Here is a 21,405-nt window from a genome sequence, read left to right as displayed (position 1 = left end):
TGTCGTTGACGGCGGCGTAACAATGCCGGAACGCGAACTTCCTAGTGTTGGCCGGTCATCGTCCGCAAAGAGTGCGGGCGATCTCAGCGATAGGAAAAGTCTTGAGCGGAAATGCGGTACGCCTGCAGGCGATCAACAACGTCGAGGCGTACGTGCCTCCAGCCATCAGCTTCGACCCCACCGAAGCGCCGGGCGAAGTCTTCGGCGCGAACGTCTTCACGAGGGCCGAGATGCAGCTGCGGTTGCCCAAAGCGGTGTTCAAATCCGTCGTCGCGACCATTGAGAAGGGCGCCAAGCTGGATCCGGCGGTTGCCGACTCGGTGGCTTCGGCGATGAAGGATTGGGCGCTGTCGAAGGGCGCGACCCACTACGCGCACGTCTTCTACCCGATGACGGGTCTGACTGCGGAGAAGCACGACAGCTTCCTCGAGCCGGTCGGCGACGGCCAGACGCTCGCCGAGTTCGCGGGCAAGACGCTGATCCAGGGCGAGCCGGATGCATCCAGCTTCCCGTCGGGCGGCCTGCGCAGCACCTTCGAAGCCCGGGGTTACACGGGTTGGGACGTCACGAGCCCGGCCTACATCCTCGAGAACCCGAACGGCAACACCTTGTGTATCCCCACGGTGTTCGTGTCGATGACGGGTGAGGCGCTGGACTACAAGACTCCGCTGCTGCGCAGCCAGCAGGCGATGGGTACTCATGCCGAGCGGATCCTGAAGCTGTTTGGCCACGACAACATCGCGAAGATCGTCGCGTTCTGTGGTCCCGAGCAGGAGTACTTCCTGGTCGACCGTCACTTCTTCTTGGCGCGCCCCGACCTGGTGAACGCGGGTCGGACTCTGTTCGGCGCGAAGCCGCCGAAGGGCCAGGAGTTCGACGACCACTACTTCGGAGCGGTGCCCGAGCGGGTGCTGGGCTTCATGATGGACACCGAGCGCGAGCTGTTCAAGCTCGGCATCCCCGCCAAGACGCGCCACAACGAGGTCGCACCGGGGCAGTTCGAGATCGCGCCGATGTTCGAGCGCGGGAACATCGCCTCCGACCATCAGCAGCTGCTGATGACCGTCTTCAAGACGATCGCCAAGAAGCACGGCATGGAGTGCCTGTTCCACGAGAAGCCGTTCGCCGGCGTCAACGGGTCGGGTAAACACGTCAACTTCTCGCTGGGCAACAGTGACCTCGGCTCGCTTCTGGTGCCCGGTGACACTCCGCACGAGAACGCGCAGTTCCTGGTGTTCTGCGCCGCGGTGATCCGTGCGGTCCACAAATACGCTGGCCTGCTCCGGGTTTCGGTGGCGTCGGCCACCAACGATCACCGCCTCGGTGCCAATGAGGCACCGCCCGCGATCATCTCGATCTTCCTCGGTGATCAGCTGGCCGATGTGTTCGAACAGATCGCCAAGGGGGCGGCGACGTCGTCAAAGGGCAAGGGCACCATGATCATCGGCTGCGACACCCTGCCGGTACTGCCGACCGACCCGGGTGACCGCAACCGCACCAGCCCGTTCGCCTTCACCGGAAACCGGTTCGAGTTCCGCGCCCCCGGTTCGGGTCAGACGGTGGCGGTGCCGATGATGATGCTGAACACGATCATGGCCGATTCGCTCGACTACATGGCGACCGTTTTGGAGAAGGCCGTCGAGGACGGTGAGGACTTCGACGAAGCTGTTCAGACACTGCTGACCGACATCATCACCGAGCATGGCGCGGTGGTGTTCAACGGTGACGGATATTCGGAGAACTGGCAGATCGAGGCCGCGGAACGGGGTCTGCCGAACCTGAAGACGACGCTGGACGCGCTGCCGGAACTGATCAAACCCGAATCAATCGAGCTGTTCGAGAAGTACTCCGTGTTCAGCGAGCGAGAACTGCACAGCCGTTACGAAGTGCGCCTCGAGATGTACGCGCTGACCATCGGGGTGGAGGCGAAGCTCGCGCTGGAACTCGGGTCGACGGTGATCCTGCCTGCGGCCGTGCGTTACCAGACCGAGCTGGCGCAGAACGTCGCTGCGCTCAAGACGGCGGGTATGGAACCGGACATGACCCTGCTGGAAACCGTGAGCACGCCGATCTCGGAGCTGACGGCGGCACTGGCAGCGTTGAAGTCGGGACTGGCCGAACACGGCGGAGACTCAGCCGCCGAGGAAGCCGCTCACGCGCAGAGCCTGTTACCGAAGATGGACGCGGTTCGTGCCGCCGCTGACACGCTGGAAGGCGTTGTCGCCGATGACCTCTGGCCGCTGCCGACCTATCAGGAGATGCTCTACATCCTGTGATGCTTCGCCGAGTGTGGGGGCCTGTCCGAGCCGCTCGGGCACTGGTAACCGCAGCCCCCACACTCGGCGATTCCGTCAGGTGGTGTAGCCGTCGGCGACGGTCAGTGCCGCGTCGAGCATGCGCAGCCCGTCGGTCACCTCGGAGTCGCTGACGTTGCACGGCGGCACAGCGTGGATGCGGTTGAAGTTCGCGAAGGGGAGCAGGCCATTGGCCTTGCACGCCGCAAGCGTTTCTGCCATCGCGGGGCTGGACCCACCGTACGGCGCCAATGGTTCGCGGGTCTGCTGGTTGGTGACCAGCTCGACCGCCCAGAACACACCGAGGCCGCGCACTTCGCCGACCGACGGATGCTTAGCCGCCAGTTCGCGCAGGCCGGGACCCAGTACGTCGCTGCCGATGCGTGCGGCATTGCCGACCATGCCCTCGTCCTCCATGGCGTTGATGGTGGCGACCGCGCAGCCCGTCGCCAGCGGATGGCCCGAGTACGTCAGCCCGCCCGGGTATGGCCGGTCGGCGAATGTCTTGGCGATGGACTCGTTGATCGCGACCCCGCCCAGCGGCACGTAGCCCGAGGTGACTCCCTTGGCGAACGTGATCAGATCTGGCACGACGTCGAAATGCTGGATGGCGAACCACTTTCCGGTACGTCCGAAGCCCGCCATCACCTCGTCCGCGATGAAGACGATGCCGTAGCGGTCGCAGATCTCGCGGACGCCCTTCATGTAGCCGGGCGGCGGCACCATGATGCCCGCGGTGCCCGGCACCGACTCGAGGATCAGCGCCGCGAACGACAGCGGGTTCTCCATCTGGATCAGCCGCTCGAGGTGTTCGAGGGCACGCTGTGTCTCCTGCTCCTCGTTCTCCGCATGGAACGAGGATCGGTACAGGAAGGGGCCGTTGAAGTGCACGACGCCGCTGGTGCCGTAGTCGTTGGGCCAGCGGCGTGGGTCGCCCGTCAAGTTCACCGCGGTATCGGTGCCGCCGTGGTAGGAGCGGTAGCGCGCCAGCACCTTGTATCGGCCCGTGTGCAACCGGGCCATCCGGACGGCGTGTTCGACGGCGTCGGCGCCGCCGTTGGTGAAGAACACCCGGTTGAGGTCACCCGGCGTCCGCTCGGCTACCAGCCGTGCGGCCTCCGAGCGGGCCGAGTTGACGTGTGCGGGCGCGACGGTGCACAGCTTGGCGGCTTGTTCGGCAATGGCCGCAACGACTTTCGGGTGCTGATGGCCGATGTTTGTGTTGACCATCTGCGATGAGAAGTCCAGCAGCTTGTTGCCGTCACCGTCCCAGACATAGGAGCCCTCGGCGGCGAGCACGGTCATCGGTTTCAGCGATGCCTGCGCCGACCACGAGTGGAAGACGTGGGCGCGGTCGAGTTCGTGCGCCCGCACGCCCTCGGCAATCGCCTCCGCGAGGTCCTGCCCGTTGGGTAATTGTTCCGGAGCGGTGGAGCCCATTGCTGCGCCTATCTGTGCATGCCGATGATGCGGGAAGCGTACGCGGGTCGTGGCAGATGACCTCTGGCCGCAGTCCACACTCGGCGGACCTTTCGAGGGTCGACTATCTATCGCACCCCGCTGGTGACGCCGGTCCGCCGCCACTGCCGTCGCGAGGCCTAGTGGTCCCGCGACTGTGCCCGAACTGCTGATCTGAAGCGGCGTGACGTGCGTAGACGCGCGCGGTCACGGGGGAGTTGGGTCGCCTGACGGTGTCAGTCAGGCCAGCGCGAGGAACAGCTTCTCGAGTTCGGCCTCGGTCATCGGCCTCGCGCCCTCGTTGCCCTGTCCGGTTATGCATTCGCGAAGACCGGTGGCCACGATCTTGAATCCGGCTCGGTCCAGGGCACGGGACACCGCGGCAAGCTGGGTGACGACGTCTTTGCAGTCCCGCCCCTGCTCGATCATCGAGATAACCCCGGCCAGTTGCCCTTGAGCACGCCGCAACCGGTTGAGCACCGCGGCGACGCTGTCCTGGTCACCAACCATTGAACTGCCCTTCTTCCGTCCGAATCGGTTGTCCGCCATAGTACCCTCCGGGGTATCCGGCCGTGGGCCGGTCCGTCAGCCGGTCGCCGCGGACATCCTGTGGGAGCCAGCGAGTCGACGCAGTGGGGAGAACCCAGTTCGATTGCGCACGAGGTACATCGCCGCGGGTGCCGGGTCACCTGACGAGTTGCGCCACGACCGACTGGGCGTCGCAGTTGGCGCCGCGGTTGTAGGGCAGCTTCGACAACAGCATGCCCATGGCGCAGGTGTTGGAGAGGGCCGCGAAGGTGAGCCCGCCGCCGACTCCGGCGGCGAGCCATTTGAGATTTGGCGCTGCGGCGCTGCCCACAATGCTCGTCAGCACGAGCGAGCCGGCAATCAAGCGCACTTGACGCTCAAGGTCCCAGCGCTGGGCGCCGCGTTTGACGGCGAATCCCTTCGCCTCCCAAGCGGCGATCCCACCTTCGAGGATGTGCACGTTGCCGAGGCCGGCTGCGCGAAGTGCCTCATCGGCCTGCGCGGCGCGCTGCCCGGACCGACACACCAGCACGACCTCGTCGTCCAGGTGTTTGATGATCTCGTCGCGGTGTTCGCGCAGCAGGTCCAGCGGGACGTTGTAAGCACCGGCGATGTGGGCGGTCTCGAATTCGCCAGGAGTGCGGACATCGAGAACACGCGGCGGGACCGGCGCGCCCAGGCGGTCGCTGAGATCCTGCGAATCGATGGTGGTGGCAGAAGTCATGGCGATCAAGGTCCTTTCAGCGAGCCGACGGTGACGAAAGCCTCTGGGGCCTTGATACCGCCGGGGGTATGTTCCTACTGACAGACTAGATATACCCCTATGGGTATTGTCAAGTAAGAAATATCATACCCCCTAGGGTACTTGACATACCCGTGGGGGTATATGCCAGGATGGCATGACCTAGGCATCTAGAGAAAGAAGAGAGCGATGATGCTTCACCAGTACTACTTGGACTGCCTCTCCCACGCTTCGTATCTGATCGGTGACGAAACCACCGGCCGCGCAGTCGTTGTCGACCCACAACGCGACGTGGCCGAGTACCTGGCCGACGCCAAGGAGCACGGCATGACCATCGAGCTGGTCATCGAAACCCACTTCCACGCCGACTTCCTCTCCGGCCACCTCGAACTGGCGAAGGCCACTGGCGCCAAGATCGTCTACTCGTCCGTCGCCGAGACCGAGTTCGAGTCGATGGGGGTCGCCGACGGCGAACGGTATTCGCTCGGAGACGTCACGCTGGAGTTCCGCCATACCCCCGGGCACACGCCGGAGTCACTGAGTGTCGTTGTCTACGAGCATTCCGGCGACAAGGTCCCCTACGGCGTCCTGACCGGTGACGCGCTGTTCATCGGCGACGTGGGCCGCCCCGACCTGCTGGCGTCGATCGGCTTCACCCGCGAGGAACTGGCCGACAAGCTGTACGACTCGCTGCACGACAAGCTGATGACGCTGCCCGACGCGACTCGCGTGTACCCGGCACACGGCGCCGGTTCGGCATGCGGAAAGAACCTGTCGACCGACCTGTGGTCAACGATCGGTGACCAGAAGGCCACCAACTACGCGTTGCGGGCGCCCGACAAGGCGACGTTCATGGACCTCGTCACCGAAGGGCAACCGCCTGCGCCCGGCTACTTCGTCTACGACGCGATCCTCAACCGCAAGGACCGCGAATTGCTCGACGAGACCAAGATGCCGACGGCGATGACCTACCAACAGGTCCGCAAGGCGATCGACGGCGGCGCCGTCCTGGTCGACGGACGCACTCCAGAAGAGTTCGCCCAAGGCCACCTGCGCGACGCGATCAACATCGGGCTCGAAGGCCGTTACGCCGAATTCGCAGGCTCGGTGCTGCCGACCGACGTCGATGTCGTGCTGTTCACCGAACCCGGCCAGGAACTCGAGGGCAAGAACCGACTCGCCCGTATCGGTTTCGACCGGGTTATCGGTTACCTGGCCGAGCCCTACCAGGCGATGCTCGCCCATCAGGACGACGTCCGGGTCGCCTCGCGGTTGACGGCCAAAGCATTCGATGAAAGGGCGTCTGAGCTCACCAACCTGCAGATCGTCGATGTCCGCAACCCGGGCGAGGTCGAGGCCGGGACAATCCCGAACGCGATCCCGATTCCGGTGGGCCAGTTGCCAACACGACTGGGGGAGCTCGACGCCACCAAGCCGACCGTCGTCTACTGCGCAGGCGGCTACCGGTCCTCGGTGGCGGCAAGCCTGTTGCGGCAGCGCGGTTTCGCCGACGTGAGCGACATCCTGGGTGGCTTCGGCGCCTGGGACGAATCCCACCAGAACGCCTGAGCAATCCGAGGAGACGAACGCCATGACCATCACAGCCAAGCACCAGATCCTGATCGTCGGCGGCGGAACGGCCGGCATCACGGTCGCCGCCCGAATGATTCGGAAGGGTTTTACCGACGTCGCGGTCATCGAGCCGTCGAGCACGCACTACTACCAGCCGCTGTGGACGTTGGTCGGCGGTGGACAGGCGAAGGCTTCGACGACCGAACGTGCCGAGTCCTCTGTCATGCCGAAGGGTGCGACCTGGATCAAGAAGTCCGCCAGCGCCTTTGACCCCGACGGCAACACGGTGACCTGCGCCGACGGGGCAGCCTACGCATACGACGTGCTCGTGGTATGTCCGGGCATCCAGCTCGACTGGAACCGCACCGAGGGTCTGGAGGCTGCTCTGGGTAGCGACGGCGTGTCGTCGAACTACCGGTTCGACCTCGCGCCGCGCACCTGGGACTTCATCCGCAACCTGCGATCGGGCAGTGCGGTGTTCACGGTTCCCTCCGGCGCCATCAAGTGCGCAGGAGCCCCGCAGAAGATCGCCTACCTGGCGGCCGACTACTGGCGAAAGCAGGGCGTGCTCAAGGACATCGACGTGCACCTCGTTATGCCGGGAACGCGGCCGTTCGGCATTCCCGCGATCGCTGACAGCCTCGATGCGGTCATCGCCGACTACGGAATTACGTTGCACACCAACGCCGAATTGACCTCCGTCGACGCGGCGTCGCACAAGGTCGGGATCACCGGTGTCGACGCAGATGCGATTGACATCATGCTGCCGTATGACGTGCTGCACGCTGTGCCGCAGCAATCGGCTCCGGACTGGATCAAGTCGAGCCCGCTGTCCACCGGCGATGCGGCGGGATACGTCGACATCGACAAGCACACCATGCAGCACGTGCGCTATCCGAATGTGTTCAGCCTCGGTGACGCCGGTTCGTCGCCGAACTCGAAAACCGGCGCTGCAATCCGCAAGCAGGCCCCGGTCGTCGTCGACAACATCGACTCGGTCCTGCACGACAAACCGCTGCGGGCGTCTTACGACGGCTACTCGTCGTGCCCGATCGTCACGTCTTCGCACGCGATGTTGCTCGCCGAGTTCGACTACGACCTGAACTTGGAACCCTCGTTCCCACTGCTCGACCCGACGAAGCCGCACCGGGCGTACTGGTACCTGAAGAAGTACGGACTCCCGTTCATGTACTGGAACCTCATGCTCAAAGGACTCGCCTAGCAATTCGATTTCGACACAACGAAAGGGCATCGCAATGACCATCAAGAACCTTTCCGCCGACAACTTCGAGCCCACGATCGTCGACAACCCCATCGTGTTGATCGACTTCTGGGCCTCCTGGTGCGGACCGTGCCGATCCTTCGCCCCGGTCTTCGATCGCTCGGCGCAATCACATCCCGACGTTGTACACGCCAAGGTCAACACCGAAGCGGAGCCGCAATTGGCCGCAGCGCTCGAGATCCAGTCGATCCCGACGGTCATGGCCTTCCGTGACGGCGTGCTCGTCTACCGCCAGCCCGGCGCGCTGCCGGCGGCGGCGCTCGAGGATCTGATCACCCGGATCAAGGACCTGGACATGGCCGCGGTCCACGCAAAGATCGCTGCGGCGACGTCCTGATCGCACTCAGAAGAAGGAATGAACCAATGTGTTACCCCGAGAAATGCCCCCGATGCGGGAAGACCGGCTGGGCCGGCTGTGGAGAACATGTCGATGACGTCATGCGCTCGGTACCTCCGGCCGAGCAGTGCACCTGCGGGCGAAGTGCCAACGATCGAGATCCGCGCGTGAAGACAACTCCGCGTCTTCGCGGTCACTGATTCTCTTACCAAGCTCGAGGAAGGATAACGACCATGACGCTGGCCATCTCGACCACTCTGCACACATCATTTGAAAATGCCGTGACACTGACCCGAAAGGCGCTGGCTGAGCAAGGTTTTGGAGTGCTGACGGAGATCGATGTCAAGGGCACTCTGAAGGCGAAACTCGATGAGGACATCGAGAACTACGTGATCCTCGGCGCGTGCAACCCGGCGCTTGCCCACCGTGCGATCAATGTGGACAGACTGATCGGATTGTTGTTGCCGTGCAACGTGGTAGTGCGATCGGCGCCGGACGAGGACGGCGCGGTGATCGTCGACGCGATGGACCCCCAGGTCATGGTTCAGATGGCCGACCAACCGGGTCTACGCGAGGTCGCTGACGACGCCGCCGTCAAGCTGCACGCAGCGATCGACGCACTTTCCGCACCGACGAGATGAACATCGGCCTCGCCCTTGCGCTCGGCGCCGTAATCGGCGTCCTGCTCGGCCTGCTGGGCGGTGGCGGATCCATCCTTGCGGTTCCGGCGCTGGTCTACGTGCTGGGACTTGGCATCGAAGAGGCCATTCCGATGTCGTTGATCGTGGTGGGCATTGCCTCGGCAGTGGGCGCCATACCCAAGATCCGTGTCGGGCAGGTGCAATGGCGACTGGCCGCGATCTTCGCGGTGGCCGGCATTCCGGCCACCTTCCTCGGCGCTGCCATCGGCAGACACCTGCCCCAAACGGCGCTGTTGGTCGGCTTCGCCGTCGTGATGGTGGTGGCGGGCATACGGATGTTGCAGGACAACGGTGACACCGGCACCGCATGCAAAGTCGGCGACTCCGGCATCAACTGGCGCCGCTGTGCCCCGAGATCTATTCCCGCAGGGATATTCGTCGGTCTGCTTACCGGTCTCTTCGGGGTCGGAGGTGGTTTCCTGATCATTCCGGCCCTTGTGCTGATGCTCGGGGTGGAGATGTCGATTGCCGTCGGCACATCGCTTCTCATCATCGTCACCAACTCGGCGGCGGGCGTCGTCTCGCACGTCAGCCAGGTCGGCATCGACTGGTCGATCGCTGGCGCGTTCGTCGGCACCGCCGTCCTTGGTTCACTGATCGCCGGCCACTACGGCACGAAACTCGACACCCGGCGACTGCAGCACTGGTTCGCTTACCTGGTCTTCGCAGTGGCGGCCTACGTGCTCGTCGACACCATCTTCTTCCAATAAGAACACCAGGAGCACAGTCGTCCTGATCGACAACCATCATCAGAACGCGGAGCTACTCGAGGGAAGGGTCCAGAGCCCTACTGGTTCTGCGGGAAGCCCAGTTCGATACCGCCGTGGCTCGGGTCGAGCCAGCGGCTGGTGATGGCCTTCTGCCGGGTGAAGAACTGCACACCGTCCATGCCGTGTGCGTGGCTGTCGCCGAACAGCGACGCCTTCCATCCGCCGAAGCTGTAGTAGGCCATCGGCACCGGGATGGGCACGTTGATGCCCACCATCCCGACCTGCACTTCGTTCTGGAACCGCCGCGCGGCGCCGCCGTCGTTGGTGAAGATCGCCGTCCCGTTGCCGTACGGATTGGAATTCACCAAGTCCATTGCGTCGTCGTAGCTTTCGACGCGGATGACCGACAGCACCGGGCCGAAGATCTCGTCGGTGTAGACGCTCATCTCTGGCGTGACGTTGTCAAGCAGTGTGGGGCCCAGCCAGAAGCCGTCCTGCCCGCCGTCGGCCTTCACGTTGCGCCCATCCACGACGACCTTTGCGCCGTCGGCCTCACCCGCGTCGATATAGGACGCGACCTTGTCGCGGTGTGCCTTCGTCACCAGCGGTCCCATGTCGGAATCCTTCGTGCCGTCACCGATCTTCAACGGCGTTGTCCGCTCGGCGATCTTGGCGACCAGGTCGTCGGCGATCGGGCCGACGGCCACACATGCGGAGATCGCCATGCAGCGCTCGCCCGCGGAACCGAAGCCGGCGTTGACCATCGCATCGGCGGCGAGGTCCAGGTCGGCGTCCGGAAGGACCACGGCGTGGTTCTTCGCGCCGCCGAGAGCCTGGACGCGTTTATCGTGCGCCGTGCCAGTTGCGTAGACGTACTGCGCGATCGGCGTGGAACCGACGAAGGACACCGACTTGACCTTGGGGTTGGTCAGCAGCTCGTCGACCGCGGTCTTATCGCCCTGCAACACATTGAACACACCCGGCGGCAGGCCGGCTTCCTTCCACAGTTCGGCGATCCACAGTGATGCAGTCGGATCCTTCTCTGACGGCTTGAGGACGACGGTGTTGCCGGTCGCGATCGCGATGGGGAAGAACCACATCGGCACCATCGCGGGGAAGTTGAACGGGCTGATCACGCCAACCACGCCCAGGGGCTGGCGGATCGAGTAGACGTCGACCTTTGTCGAGGCATTCTCGGTGAAGCCGCCCTTGAGCAGATGCGGAATGCCGCAGGCGAACTCGACGACCTCCTGGCCGCGGCTCACCTCGCCGAGCGCATCCGAAACCACCTTGCCGTGTTCGCTGGTGATGATCTCGGCCAACTCGCCCTTGCGCGCATTCAGCAGCTCGCGGAAGTTGAACAGGATCTGTGTGCGCTTGGCCAGCGACGTGTCCCGCCAGGCGGGAAACGCGGCGGCAGCGGCGTCGATGACCGTGCGGGCGTCCTCGACGGTGGCGAGTGTGACCTCGCCGGTGACGGCGCCGGTGGCGGGGTTGGTGACGTGGGCGGTGGCGGTGCTGGCGCCCGCGAAGGCCCCGTTGTTGATCCAGTGGCTGATTGTCTTGCTCATATCTCTACTTCCCGTACTTCGCGACGTATTCGGTCATGGTCTTCAGTTGGTAACGCGAGACCTCTTGTGCGGTCTCGTCTTCGGCGAACACCGACGACACCATCACGGTGTCGGGCCGGTCGTAGAAGCCGATTTCGGCCAGGCCGCCGAAGAACTCGTCCCAGTCGATGTCGCCGTCGCCGATCTTCAGATGCTGGTGCACCCGGACAGGGTTGCCCGGCGGGTTGGTGATGTAGCGCAGCCCGTGACTGCGGTGATGGTCCATGGTGTCGGCGACGTGGACGAGCCGCAGGCGGTCACCGGCGGCGCGCATGATCTCGGTCATGTTCGCGCCCATGTGGAAAGAGTGGCACGCGACGTAGACCATGCCGATGTTCGAGGAGTTCACACCGCGGATGATCCGGACCGCTTCCATGCCGTCTTCGACGAAATCGTCCGGGTGCGGGTCGATTCGGACGTCGATACCTTCGCGTTCGAAGATCGGGACGAGTTCTTCCATCGACCGGAAGAACGCCCGCTCAGATTCCTCGGCACGTTCGGGACGGCCGGAGAACTCGGTGTTGATGACGTTGACCCCGAGGTCGACGGTGATCTGGACGACCCGCTTCCAGTTGCGTACCGCGGCTTCACGGGAATCCTCGTCGGGCCCGGACCACCGCAGCACCGGCAGCACCGAAGCGATGCCGACGCCCGCGTCCGCGCACGCCTTGCGGAACTTCGCGACGAGGTCGTCGTCGGCCCGTGGGTGGTTGAAGAACGGGATGAAGTCGCGGTGCGGGGTCAGCTGCAGATGTTCGTAGCCGAGTTCGGCTACCTGAGCGGGAAATTCGAGCAGCTCATAGTCATGGTGAAACGGTGTCGGGTCGAGGGCGATCTTCATCTCAGGCTCCGTCGATCGAGGCGCGGTCGACAATCTGGACCTCAACGGGCAGACCGCTGTTGAGCGATACGACGCCGGCTTCGCACACCGCGGCGGCGGCATAACCGTCCCAGGCACCAGGGCCGTCTATGTAATTCCCGGTAGTACCCCCGAATCGCACCGCGTCCACCCACCGCTGGAACTCGGTGTCGTAGGCCTGCCCGAAGCGTTCCCGGAACCCGGGGGTGATCTGGCCGCCCCACTGGCCCGGTGCGGTCTTGCTCACCAGTCCGACGTCGAGTCCGATCATGGCGCTGCCCTTTTCGGCGACGACTTCGGTGCGCACCTCGTAGGCGACCCCGGTCGTGACGAACAGTTCGACGTCGACGTGCTTACCCGACGCCGTGCGCATGATCGCGATCTGGGGATCGGAAAGTCCTTCGGGCGCCCCTGGGTTGGCCGTGGGCTTGACGATCTGGATCGACGTGATCTCCTCGTCGAACAGGAAGCGCGTGACGTCGACCTCGTGCACGAGCGAGTCACGAACCACCATGGCGCTGTCGAACGTCGGCGGCACAGCGGGATTACGGTGCGCGCAGTGCAGCACGAGGGGACGTCCCAGTTCGCCCCCGTCGAGAAGCGCCTTCAGCCGGGCGTATTCGTGGTCGAACCGGCGCATGAAGCCGACCTGGATCAACCGCTTGCCGAGTTCGGCTTCGCGCTTGACGACCTCCAGCGACGTGGCGACGTCGGTGGTCAGTGGCTTCTCGCACAACACGGGCTTGCCGTGCTCGAGGCAGGCCAGCAATTGCTTCTCGTGCGTCGGGCCCGGGGTGGCGAGCACGACCGCATCGACGTCTGGGTCAGCGATCGCGTCGAGCGGGTCGACGATGGCGCGACAGCCCGGAATGGCCGCCGCGATCTGTTCGGCTTTCTCCGTGACGTAGTCGTTGACGATCGAGACGCGGGCCCCCGAGATCCTGGTGCTCAGGCGGGCAACGTGATCGGCGCCCATCACACCGACGCCGAGAACGGCCACACGCAAATCGGACATGTAACTTTCTCCTAGCTGAATCGAACGGACGGGACGCCGCACGAGCCCAGATAGGACCGCGTGCGCTGAGCGATGGGCAGGGGTGCGTCGACCTCGCAGGGATACATGTCCTGCTCGACGATCGCGAACACATCGATGCCGAGACGCTCGATCTCGGCCAACAGCGGCGGCATCTCCGGAATGCCAAGCGGCGGTTCGATCATCGCGCCGAGCTTGACGGCCTCGCCGAACGGTAGATCCTCGGCCTCCACCTTCGCGCGGACCTCGGGATCGACCTGCTTGAGGTGCAGGTACCCGATCCGCTCCGGCGCGCGTCGAATGATCGCGATGTTGTCGCCGCCGCAGTAACTGATGTGGCCGGTGTCCAGGCACAGGTTGACGAACTCGCTGTCGGTGCCGTCGAGGAACCGGTAGACGTTCTCCTCGGTGTCGACATGGCTGTCGGCGTGCGGGTGGTATTGCGCACGGACGCCGTACTTCTCGAACATCGCTTTGCCGAGCTCGTTCATGCCCTCGGTCTTCTCACGCCATTGCGCGCTCGTCAGGTTGCGATCCTCGAGCACTGCTCCGGTCGACGGATCGCGCCACATCTCGGGAATGACGACGACGTGCTTGCCGCCTACCGCTGCCGTCAGCTTGGCGACGTCTTCGATCTGCTGCCACACGGCATCCCAGGAGTCGTCCTGGTGCAGGTGCTCGAAGACCGTGCCCGCCGACAGTTTGAGGTTGCGTGCGGCCAGTTCGTCGGACAGCTTCTGCGGATCCGTCGGCAGATAGCCGAACGGTCCGAGCTCGATCCACTCGTAGCCCGACGCCGCGACCTCGTCGAGGAAGCGGGCGTAGGGAGTCTGACCGGGATCATCGGGGAACCAGACTCCCCAGGAGTCCGGGGCAGATCCGACAAGAATGGTGCTCATAGAAGGTTCGTCTTTCAGGAATCGGAGGGCCGAATGAGGGGACGCTGGATCTTCTTCCAGTCCGCGTAGGTCTGGTACGCGGACTGGGTGGATTCCAGCGCGGATACCTCGGATACCGGCACGTCCCACCAGGACTCGCTGTCCGGGGCGCCGATCAGCGGATCAGTCTCGACGTGGATCACCGTGGTGCGGTCGCTGGCCTTGGCGACCTTCACCGCGTCGGCAAACTCCGCCGAAGTGGCGGCCTTGACGACGTCGGCCCCCAGACTTGCCGCGTTGGCCGCGAGGTCGACCGGCAACTTGGCGCCGTCGAGACGGCCGTCATCGCTGCGGTACCGGTAGGACGTGCCGAACCGTTGGGATCCCAGCGCCTCCGACAGTGAACCGATGGACGCGAAGCCGTGGTTCTGCACGAGCACGACGATGACCTTGATGCCCTCCTGCACGGCGGTGACCAGTTCGGTGGCCATCATCAGGTAGGAGCCATCACCGACCATGACGAACACGTCACGGCTCTCATCAGCCATCCTGACGCCGAGACCACCCGCGACCTCATAGCCCATGCAGGAGTAGCCGTACTCGACGTGATAGCCCTTGGGATCCCTTGTCCGCCAGAGCTTGTGCAGGTCACCGGGCATCGAGCCGGCGGCACAGACGACGACGTCGCGGGGATCACTCAGCGTGTTCGCCAGGCCGATGACCTGGTTCTGGTTGAGCGCCGCTCCGTCCTCGACCGAGTATGCGGCCGAGACGGTGTCGTCCCACTCCGTGGCGAGCGCCGTGGTGCGGGCGCGGTAGTCGTCGGAAACCCGATAGTCGCCGAGCGCCGCGTCCAGTGCCTCGACGGCCTCGCGGGCGTCGGCGACGACGCTGATGCCGCCCTGCTTCACCGAGTCCAGCGACGCCACATTGACGTTGACGAACCTGACGTCCGGGTTGTTGAACGCGGTGCGCGACGCTGAGGTGAAATCGCTGTACCGCGTGCCGATTCCGATCACCACGTCCGCCTCGGTAGCGAGCGCGTTGGCGGCGGTCGTGCCGGTCGATCCGATGGCGCCGACGCACTGCGGATGGTCGTATGACAGGGCGCCCTTGCCGGCCTGACTCATTCCGACGGGGATGCCGGTCTTCTCGCAGAATGCGGCCAGCGCCTCGGTCGCGCCGGAGTAGACGACACCGCCGCCCGCGACGATCAGGGGCTGGCGCGCCGACCTGATGGCCTCGGCCGCCCGCGCGATGACCGATTTCTCCGGTAGCGGCCGCGCGATGTGCCATGTGCGTTCTGCGAAAAGCGATTCCGGCCAGTCGTGCGCTTCGGCCTGCACGTCCTGCGGAATGGATACCGTCGCCGCGCCGGTCTCGACGGGATCGGTCAGCACCCGCATGGCACCGAGCAGTGCGGCGGGCAACTGTTCGGGCCGCCACACGCGATCGAAGTAACGCGACAGCGGTTTGAACGCGTCGTTGACCGTCACATCGCCCGACGACGGCAACTCGAGTTCCTGCAGCACCGGAGAGCTCGCGCGGGTGGCGAAGGTATCGGCGGGAAGCAGCAGCACGGGCAACCGGTTTATCGTCGCGAGCGCCGCGCCGGTGAGCATGTTCGTAGAGCCGGGCCCGACACTGGCGGTGACAGCCCAGGTCTGCAGCCGATCCTTCTGCCGTGCGTAGGCAACGGCGCTGTGCACCATGGCTTGCTCATTGCGGCCGAGGACGTACTTGAGTCCGGGCTCTGTGCCTGCGTCGGCCGCTTCGACCTCGTCCTGGAGGAGGGCCTGGCCGAGCCCGGCCACGTTGCCGTGCCCGAAGATGCCGAAGGCGCCCGCGAAGAACTTGGCGCGCTCGCCGTCGCGTTCGACGTACTGCTTCGACAGAAAGCGAATCGTCGCCTGCGCCACGGTCAGTCGGACGGTGCCCTCGGAGTCGGGCGTCTTCTCGGCCCGCTTCGGTGCGGTGGAAACCACGGTCAGGCTCCTGTCTTGTGAAGGGGGAGTCGGGGATCGACGGCCTGGTCGTCCCAGGTGCCGCGCAGCCAGGCGTGCTCGGGGTCGTCGACGATCTTCCATGCGCGCTCGGCGCCCGGTCCGGCCATGACGTTGAGGTAATACATGTGATAGCCCGGTGCCGCGACGGACGGCCCGTGATACCCGTGCGGCACCAGCACTACGTCGCCGGTGCGCACCTCCTCGAGCACCTCGATCGGTCGGTCCGGCGTTCCGTACACCCGGTGGTATCCGAATCCGCGGGAGCCGTCGGGGCCGCCCTTGATCTCGAAGTAGTAGATCTCTTCGAGCTCCGTCTCGGTCGGGGTGGTCTCGTCGTGTTTGTGCGCTGGATAGCTCGACCAGTTGCCACCGGGGGTGATGACCTCGCAGGCGATCAGTGAGTCAGCCTCGAAAACCCCTGCGGTGCCGAAGTTGTGCACCTGGCGGCTGCAGTTGCCCGTGCCGCGCAGTTCGACGGCGACGTCGGCGGCGGCGACCCGGCGGTTCGGAAACGCGTTCGTCGCACGCGCTCCGCAGATCGCAAACCGGCCTTGGCCCGCGAGGACGTACGTCTGGTCGATTCCGATGTAGACCATGTCGGACGGCCCGTCGAACACCGAAGCCCGCGGCCCGAGTTCGAACGTCACACCATCGCATTCGACGGTCCCGCCGCCTGCCAGCGGCAGAATCATCACCTCGGTGGCCGCCGTGGTGAGTTCGACTCGCCCACTGTTGTCGAGTTCGATTACCTGCAGCGAGGATTCGGTCCATCCGGCGGATTCCGGAGTGATGTCGACGGTGTACGGCAGCGTGGCGCTGCGGGCGGGAATGTAGAGCTTGCTGTGCATCGTCACCTCACCATCGATACGGCGGTGGCGACGGCGGCGGCCACGTCGTCATCCGGGGGATAGAGAAGCGTGCGCCCGACGATGAGCCCACGCACCGACGGCAGCCCGAGCGCCTTCTCCCAACTCGCGAACGCCTCGTCGGGATCCGTCGGGTCGCCGCCCAAGAGAAGCGTTGGCAACGTGGTGGAGTCCATCACGCGGTCCATTTCGGGGACCACCGGCAGCTTCATCCACGTGTACGCCGAAGTCGAGCCGATGCCCTGGGCGATGTGAATCGACTTGATGACCGCATCGGGAGACAAGTCGTTGCGGACCTTGCCGTCGACGCGGCTGGACATGAACGGTTCGAGCATCGCGATGAGACCGTAGGCGGCCAGTTCGTCCACCGCCTGCGCGCATGCCGCCATGGTCGCGACTGTTCCGTCGTCGCCGAGGTCGATGCGGCACAACATCTTTCCGCCGTTCATCCTCGCCGCGGCCGTGGACGCCGCCGTAGCAGCCGTCATCCGGTCGTCGAGTTCGAACGAAGCGCCCGCCAGCCCGCCGCGGTTGAACGACGAGAACACGACCTTGTCTTCGAGTGCGCCGAGCACCACCAGGTCGTCGAGAATATCCGAGGTGGCCAGCACGCCGTCGACGCCCGGATCGGCGAGGGCAGCACGCAACCGGTCGAGCAGGTCGGTCCGGCTGTTCATCGCGGTCGGACGCGACCCGACTGCGAGGGCGCCTCGTGCCGGATGGTCGGCGGCGACGACCATCAGTCGGCCGTTGCCCCGGATGGTCGGCCGCGTCACGCGGTCCTGCCAGGCGCGGGTGATGGCACCGGGATCGTTGGCGCGCAGCTCGGTGACGGCCGCGTAGTCGGTGCAGAGTGCCTCAGACATTGACGGCCTCCACAGCGGTCCGTTCGGCGAGCTCGGCCACCTCTGCGGCGGTCGGCATCGCGGTCGAGCATTCAAGCCGGGACGCGACGATGGCGCCTGCGGCGTTGGCGTAACGCAGCGTCTTCTCCAGCGACCAGCCATGGAGAAGGCCGTGGCACAGGCTGCCGCCGAACGCATCTCCGGCGCCGAGTCCGTTCACAACGTCGACCTCATTGGGAGAAACGGTCACGGAGCTGTGCTTGGTCTTGCCGAGGACACCGCGCGGTCCCTGCTTCACGATCGCCAGCTCGACCCCGAGGTCCAACAGCGCCTCGGCTGCCTTGCGCGGGTTGGACTCTCCGACGGCGATCTCACACTCCTCGCGGTTGCCCACCGCGACGGTGACGTGCGCAAGCGCGCGTTGTACCTGTTCGGTGGCTGCGGCGGGGGAGTCCCAGAACATCGGACGGTAGTCGAGGTCGAGGACGGTCAGCGGTGCCCTGCTCCGTGCTTCCCATGCGGCGAAATGTGCGCTGCGGCTTGGCTCTTCGGATAGGCCGGTGACGGTGGACCAGTACAGTCTCGCCGAACGCACGGCGTCGGCGTCGATATCATCCGCGGTGATCTGTAGGTCGGGTGCGTGGGGTCGACGGTAGAAGTACAGCGGAAAGTCGTCGGGCGGAAAGATCTCGCAGAAGGTGACGGGAGTCGGGTACTCGTCGTTGATCACGACGTAGCCGTTGTCCACACCCAGCCGCGCGAGTTCGGCGCGGACGTAGCGCCCGAACGGGTCGGCGCCCACACCGGAAATGAGGGCGGAGCTGTTGCCCAGCCGCGCTGCGGCGACCGCGACGTTGGCGGCGCTGCCGCCGAGGAACTTGCCGAACGTCTCGACATCCTCGAGTCCGACCCCGACCTGCAGGGGGTACACGTCGACGCCGCAGCGCCCGATGGCGAGTACGTCATGTGGCTGTTTGGTCGTCAAGAGTCGGCTCTCCGCGAGTAGGGGACGGCTGACTAAGACTGTGCCTCGCGCCACTCGACCATGTCAATAGTTTGTCCTGACATTCTATCTTTCGATCATAGGGTGTTAGGATTCAGCTACTCTTTGTCTGGTCCATGAGGAGATCGGAGACGACGTGCCCATGACGGTGGAGCTCGACAGGTCAAGCCCTGTTCCTCTCTACTATCAGCTCGCCCAGGCGATCGAGGCCGCGATTCGCAATGGCGAACTCGCGCCGGGAGATCGCTTTGAGAACGAGCTGGCTTTGGCAAAGCGGTTGACTCTTTCGCGGCCGACGACGAGACGTGCGATACAGGAGCTTGTCGACAAGGGAATGCTGGTTCGCAAGCGGGGCGTCGGCACGCAGGTCGTGCAGCATCCGGTGCACCGGCGCGTCGAGCTGACAAGCCTTTTCGACGATCTCGCCCGCGCCGGCCAGGAGCCCACCACCCAGCTGCTCGATTACCGCGTCGGTCGACCCGACGAGGAGGTGGCCCGCGAACTCAGCATCGCCGAGGATCGCGACGTGGTCTCCATCCAGCGGTTGCGCTGCGCCAACGGCGAACCGCTCGCGGTGATGATCAACCATCTGCCCGTGGAGATCGCTCCGGACGCCGGGGAGCTCGAGTCGGTCGGCCTGTATCAGTCGCTGCGGGCGCGCGGCGTGCACATCCGACTGGCGCGCCAGCGAATCGGCGCGCGAGGGGCAACGCGGCAGGAAGCCCGGCTGCTCGATGAAAAGGCGGGCGCGCCGCTGCTGACCATGACCCGCACTGCCTTCGACGATTCGGGAAGTGCGGTCGAGTTCGGCACCCACTGCTACCGCGCATCGCGCTACTACTTCGACACCACCCTGGTGGACCGCTAGTCTCCAGCTCGGATCAACTGAACGCCGCCCGGAAGGCTTCGAGGGCGGCTTCACTGTCTCCGGACGCCCAACCCTCCAAGCCGACCGTGCCGGTGAAGCCAATGTCGCGCAGCGCCGTTGCGACGGCGGAATAGTTGATCTCGCCGGTCCCTGGCTCACATCGTCCGGGTACGTCCGCGACCTGGATTTCGCCGATCGCCTCGCCGCAGCGACGGACCAGTTCGATCAGATTCCCCTCGCCGATCTGAGCGTGATACAGGTCGAGCATCATCTTCACGTTGGGATGAGCCACACCCTCGACGAGCGCCAGCGTGTCTTTCGCACGCGCCAGCGGGACACCGGGATGGTCGACGATCGTGTTGAGATTCTCGACGCAGAACTGCACCCCGGCATCGGCGCCGAGGTCGCCGATGCGCTCCAGGGTGCGCAGTGCGGTCAGCCACATCTGTCCCGTCGCCCGTTGCCGCGGCCGTGCGGCATTGCCGTCGACGAGCTCGGCGGTATGCAGATTGAGTCGCGAAACCCCCAGTATCTCAGCGGCTTTGATGGACAGCTCCGCGGTGCGGACCACCTCGTCGCAGGTAGCCGGGTCGACCAAGTCGCCGTGCAAGTACCCCGTCATCGACGTGAACGTCGCACCGGTGGCCGCGAGCGCGGCCAGATCCTTGTCGTGCCAGCTCCAGATCTCGACGGCGAAGCCCATGTCGTGGATGCGGCGCACCCGCTCGATGATCGGCAGCTCGGTGAAGACCATCTCCGAGGACACGGCCAGTTCGAAGGTGCTCATGACATCACCGAGTTGAGGACGACCGGTTGTCCCGTCTCCACGGATTCACGTGCCGCCAGCGCGACCTCGAGCGCCACGCGTGCGTCCGCACCGCTCACCGAAGGTTCGCTGCCTGTCGCTACGCAGTCGACGAAATGGGCGAACTGTGCGACGTAGGCGTCGGCGAACAATTCGGTGTTCACTCGGCCGGCATCCTCGGGCGAATTGCCTGCCAGCAGCACCCCATCGGATCCGAAGACCTCGCCGCGGATGTCGTAGCCGTAGACCGCCTGGAAGCTCGCCTCCGCGACGGCGAAAGCACCGTTGTCGAACCTGATCTGGACGACCGATGTGTCCAGGAAGCCGTTGTCCGCAAATTGTGGGTGCACCAGAGCGTCGGCCTGAGCGAAGACCTGAGTGACGCGCGCGCCCGGATTGAGCCAGCACAACGTGTCGAAATCGTGAATCAGCGTCTCGTTGAAGATCGTCCACGGTTTCACGCGCGCCGCGACGTCGGCCGCGATACCGGGGTCGCGGGTCAGCGACCGCAACACCTGTGGCCTGCCGATCGCACCGTCGACGATTCGGGCGTGCATGTCGGCGAACTCGGCGGCGAATCGCCGGTTGAACCCGACCTGCAGCGCGACGCCGGTGGACCGGGCCGCGTTTATGGCGCGGTCAGCATCGTCGAGTGTGAGGGCCATCGGCTTCTCGCAGAACACGTGTTTGCCTGCGTGGGCCGCGGCGACGACGAGATCGGTGTGAGAAGCGGCCGGCGAGCAGATCGCGACTGCTTCGACAGCCGGATCGGCGATTAGCTCCAGCGGATCGAGGTACGGCCGCACCCCTGAAAAGCGCTCAGCCGCACCGGGAACCGGGTCGGCGACCGCGACGAGCCGGGCATTCGGCAACCGGCTGGCCAGGGTCTCGGCGTGATACCTGCCGATCCAGCCTGCGCCGATGAGCCCGAAGGACAGGGGATAGGACATGGTGACTCCGATCGTGACTAGAACGTTCTAGTAGACGGTAGCGATTTGGCTGATTCTC

20 protein-coding genes are annotated in these 21,405 nt (G+C 65.0%); 7 read left to right on the top strand and 13 right to left on the bottom strand.

The features are described 5' to 3' along the window. The first annotated feature begins 101 nt into the window (after window positions 1-101). Complete coding sequence (locus AB4Z42_RS10315) at window positions 102-2,276, top strand: glutamine synthetase III family protein (protein ID WP_442009068.1); 2,175 nt, start codon at window positions 102-104, stop codon at window positions 2,274-2,276. Between the two features lie 75 nt (window positions 2,277-2,351). Here the strand turns inward: AB4Z42_RS10315 and AB4Z42_RS10310 are convergent, their stop codons facing one another. The 3 genes from AB4Z42_RS10310 to AB4Z42_RS10300 form a co-directional block, all read right to left on the bottom strand. Next, window positions 2,352-3,734: an aspartate aminotransferase family protein gene (locus AB4Z42_RS10310; RefSeq protein ID WP_442009067.1), complete on the bottom strand. Its 1,383-nt coding sequence runs from the start codon at window positions 3,732-3,734 to the stop codon at window positions 2,352-2,354. 258 nt (window positions 3,735-3,992) lie between these two features. Then, entirely contained in the window at window positions 3,993-4,262 is a 270-nt protein-coding gene (locus AB4Z42_RS10305; RefSeq protein ID WP_442009066.1) for a metal-sensitive transcriptional regulator, read from the bottom strand. A 175-nt stretch (window positions 4,263-4,437) separates the two neighbouring features. Then, window positions 4,438-5,004: a rhodanese-like domain-containing protein gene (locus AB4Z42_RS10300; protein WP_442009065.1), complete on the bottom strand. Its 567-nt coding sequence runs from the start codon at window positions 5,002-5,004 to the stop codon at window positions 4,438-4,440. 207 nt (window positions 5,005-5,211) lie between these two features. On the opposite strand from AB4Z42_RS10300, the gene AB4Z42_RS10295 reads away from it, so the two are divergent. The 5 genes from AB4Z42_RS10295 to AB4Z42_RS10275 all read left to right on the top strand — a co-directional run bounded on the left by AB4Z42_RS10295 (window position 5,212) and on the right by AB4Z42_RS10275 (window position 9,624). Then, window positions 5,212-6,591, top strand: coding sequence for an MBL fold metallo-hydrolase (locus AB4Z42_RS10295; protein WP_442009064.1), 1,380 nt, complete (start codon window positions 5,212-5,214; stop codon window positions 6,589-6,591). Between the two features lie 22 nt (window positions 6,592-6,613). Beyond that, on the top strand, window positions 6,614-7,816 hold the full coding sequence (locus tag AB4Z42_RS10290; RefSeq protein WP_442009063.1) for an FAD-dependent oxidoreductase: 1,203 nt from the start codon (window positions 6,614-6,616) through the stop codon (window positions 7,814-7,816). A 34-nt stretch (window positions 7,817-7,850) separates the two neighbouring features. Beyond that, complete coding sequence (trxA, locus tag AB4Z42_RS10285) at window positions 7,851-8,213, top strand: thioredoxin (RefSeq protein WP_442009062.1); 363 nt, start codon at window positions 7,851-7,853, stop codon at window positions 8,211-8,213. A 233-nt stretch (window positions 8,214-8,446) separates the two neighbouring features. Continuing rightward, window positions 8,447-8,854, top strand: a complete 408-nt coding sequence (locus tag AB4Z42_RS10280; RefSeq protein WP_442009061.1) for a DUF302 domain-containing protein — start codon at window positions 8,447-8,449, stop codon at window positions 8,852-8,854. After that, window positions 8,851-9,624 carry a sulfite exporter TauE/SafE family protein gene (locus AB4Z42_RS10275; protein WP_442009060.1) on the top strand — a complete coding sequence of 258 codons (774 nt, stop codon included), beginning with the start codon at window positions 8,851-8,853 and terminating at the stop codon, window positions 9,622-9,624. Before AB4Z42_RS10280 ends, AB4Z42_RS10275 begins: the two co-directional genes overlap by 4 nt. Before the next feature lie 77 nt (window positions 9,625-9,701). On the opposite strand, the gene AB4Z42_RS10270 is transcribed toward AB4Z42_RS10275, so the two are convergent. The 8 genes from AB4Z42_RS10270 to iolC are packed head-to-tail and all read right to left on the bottom strand — an operon-like array spanning window position 9,702 to window position 18,706. Further along, window positions 9,702-11,195 carry a CoA-acylating methylmalonate-semialdehyde dehydrogenase gene (locus AB4Z42_RS10270; RefSeq protein ID WP_442009059.1) on the bottom strand — a complete coding sequence of 498 codons (1,494 nt, stop codon included), beginning with the start codon at window positions 11,193-11,195 and terminating at the stop codon, window positions 9,702-9,704. A gap of 4 nt (window positions 11,196-11,199) precedes the next feature. After that, window positions 11,200-12,075, bottom strand: a complete 876-nt coding sequence (locus tag AB4Z42_RS10265; RefSeq protein ID WP_442009058.1) for a sugar phosphate isomerase/epimerase family protein — start codon at window positions 12,073-12,075, stop codon at window positions 11,200-11,202. A 1-nt stretch (window position 12,076) separates the two neighbouring features. Further along, a complete protein-coding gene (locus AB4Z42_RS10260) occupies window positions 12,077-13,108 on the bottom strand; it encodes a Gfo/Idh/MocA family protein (protein ID WP_442009057.1) in 1,032 nt (343 codons plus the stop codon). 11 nt (window positions 13,109-13,119) lie between these two features. Continuing rightward, a complete protein-coding gene (locus tag AB4Z42_RS10255; protein ID WP_442009056.1) occupies window positions 13,120-14,025 on the bottom strand; it encodes a sugar phosphate isomerase/epimerase family protein in 906 nt (301 codons plus the stop codon). Between the two features lie 14 nt (window positions 14,026-14,039). Then, window positions 14,040-15,989, bottom strand: a complete 1,950-nt coding sequence (gene iolD / locus AB4Z42_RS10250; RefSeq protein ID WP_442009055.1) for a 3D-(3,5/4)-trihydroxycyclohexane-1,2-dione acylhydrolase (decyclizing) — start codon at window positions 15,987-15,989, stop codon at window positions 14,040-14,042. Between the two features lie 2 nt (window positions 15,990-15,991). Next, window positions 15,992-16,858 carry a 5-deoxy-glucuronate isomerase gene (iolB, locus tag AB4Z42_RS10245; RefSeq protein ID WP_442009555.1) on the bottom strand — a complete coding sequence of 289 codons (867 nt, stop codon included), beginning with the start codon at window positions 16,856-16,858 and terminating at the stop codon, window positions 15,992-15,994. A gap of 2 nt (window positions 16,859-16,860) precedes the next feature. After that, entirely contained in the window at window positions 16,861-17,742 is an 882-nt protein-coding gene (locus AB4Z42_RS10240) for a Cgl0159 family (beta/alpha)8-fold protein (RefSeq protein ID WP_442009054.1), read from the bottom strand. Beyond that, complete coding sequence (gene iolC / locus AB4Z42_RS10235; protein WP_442009053.1) at window positions 17,735-18,706, bottom strand: 5-dehydro-2-deoxygluconokinase; 972 nt, start codon at window positions 18,704-18,706, stop codon at window positions 17,735-17,737. The genes AB4Z42_RS10240 and iolC overlap by 8 nt, the downstream gene beginning before the upstream one ends. A gap of 160 nt (window positions 18,707-18,866) precedes the next feature. On the opposite strand from iolC, the gene AB4Z42_RS10230 reads away from it, so the two are divergent. Then, entirely contained in the window at window positions 18,867-19,592 is a 726-nt protein-coding gene (locus AB4Z42_RS10230; protein ID WP_442009052.1) for a GntR family transcriptional regulator, read from the top strand. 13 nt (window positions 19,593-19,605) lie between these two features. On the opposite strand, the gene AB4Z42_RS10225 is transcribed toward AB4Z42_RS10230, so the two are convergent. Next, complete coding sequence (locus AB4Z42_RS10225; protein WP_442009051.1) at window positions 19,606-20,379, bottom strand: TIM barrel protein; 774 nt, start codon at window positions 20,377-20,379, stop codon at window positions 19,606-19,608. After that, window positions 20,376-21,347, bottom strand: coding sequence for a Gfo/Idh/MocA family oxidoreductase (locus AB4Z42_RS10220; RefSeq protein WP_442009050.1), 972 nt, complete (start codon window positions 21,345-21,347; stop codon window positions 20,376-20,378). The genes AB4Z42_RS10225 and AB4Z42_RS10220 overlap by 4 nt, the downstream gene beginning before the upstream one ends. Window positions 21,348-21,405 lie beyond the last annotated feature (58 nt).

Source organism: Mycobacterium sp. 2YAF39 (genome assembly GCF_052114565.1).
Lineage (GTDB): Bacteria > Actinomycetota > Actinomycetes > Mycobacteriales > Mycobacteriaceae > Mycobacterium.
This window is presented reverse-complemented; position numbering and strand designations above follow the sequence as displayed.

Coding starts and splice junctions, on each gene's coding strand:
- AB4Z42_RS10310 (WP_442009067.1), bottom strand. CDS start 3,734: ATGGGCTCCACCGCTCCGGAACAATTACCCAACGGGCAGGACCTCGCG.
- AB4Z42_RS10305 (WP_442009066.1), bottom strand. CDS start 4,262: ATGGTTGGTGACCAGGACAGCGTCGCCGCGGTGCTCAACCGGTTGCGG.
- AB4Z42_RS10300 (WP_442009065.1), bottom strand. CDS start 5,004: ATGACTTCTGCCACCACCATCGATTCGCAGGATCTCAGCGACCGCCTG.
- AB4Z42_RS10295 (WP_442009064.1), top strand. CDS start 5,212: ATGATGCTTCACCAGTACTACTTGGACTGCCTCTCCCACGCTTCGTAT.
- AB4Z42_RS10290 (WP_442009063.1), top strand. CDS start 6,614: ATGACCATCACAGCCAAGCACCAGATCCTGATCGTCGGCGGCGGAACG.
- trxA (WP_442009062.1), top strand. CDS start 7,851: ATGACCATCAAGAACCTTTCCGCCGACAACTTCGAGCCCACGATCGTC.
- AB4Z42_RS10280 (WP_442009061.1), top strand. CDS start 8,447: ATGACGCTGGCCATCTCGACCACTCTGCACACATCATTTGAAAATGCC.
- AB4Z42_RS10275 (WP_442009060.1), top strand. CDS start 8,851: ATGAACATCGGCCTCGCCCTTGCGCTCGGCGCCGTAATCGGCGTCCTG.
- AB4Z42_RS10270 (WP_442009059.1), bottom strand. CDS start 11,195: ATGAGCAAGACAATCAGCCACTGGATCAACAACGGGGCCTTCGCGGGC.
- AB4Z42_RS10265 (WP_442009058.1), bottom strand. CDS start 12,075: ATGAAGATCGCCCTCGACCCGACACCGTTTCACCATGACTATGAGCTG.
- AB4Z42_RS10260 (WP_442009057.1), bottom strand. CDS start 13,108: ATGTCCGATTTGCGTGTGGCCGTTCTCGGCGTCGGTGTGATGGGCGCC.
- AB4Z42_RS10255 (WP_442009056.1), bottom strand. CDS start 14,025: ATGAGCACCATTCTTGTCGGATCTGCCCCGGACTCCTGGGGAGTCTGG.
- iolB (WP_442009555.1), bottom strand. CDS start 16,858: ATGCACAGCAAGCTCTACATTCCCGCCCGCAGCGCCACGCTGCCGTAC.
- AB4Z42_RS10240 (WP_442009054.1), bottom strand. CDS start 17,742: ATGTCTGAGGCACTCTGCACCGACTACGCGGCCGTCACCGAGCTGCGC.
- AB4Z42_RS10230 (WP_442009052.1), top strand. CDS start 18,867: ATGACGGTGGAGCTCGACAGGTCAAGCCCTGTTCCTCTCTACTATCAG.
- AB4Z42_RS10225 (WP_442009051.1), bottom strand. CDS start 20,379: ATGAGCACCTTCGAACTGGCCGTGTCCTCGGAGATGGTCTTCACCGAG.
- AB4Z42_RS10220 (WP_442009050.1), bottom strand. CDS start 21,347: ATGTCCTATCCCCTGTCCTTCGGGCTCATCGGCGCAGGCTGGATCGGC.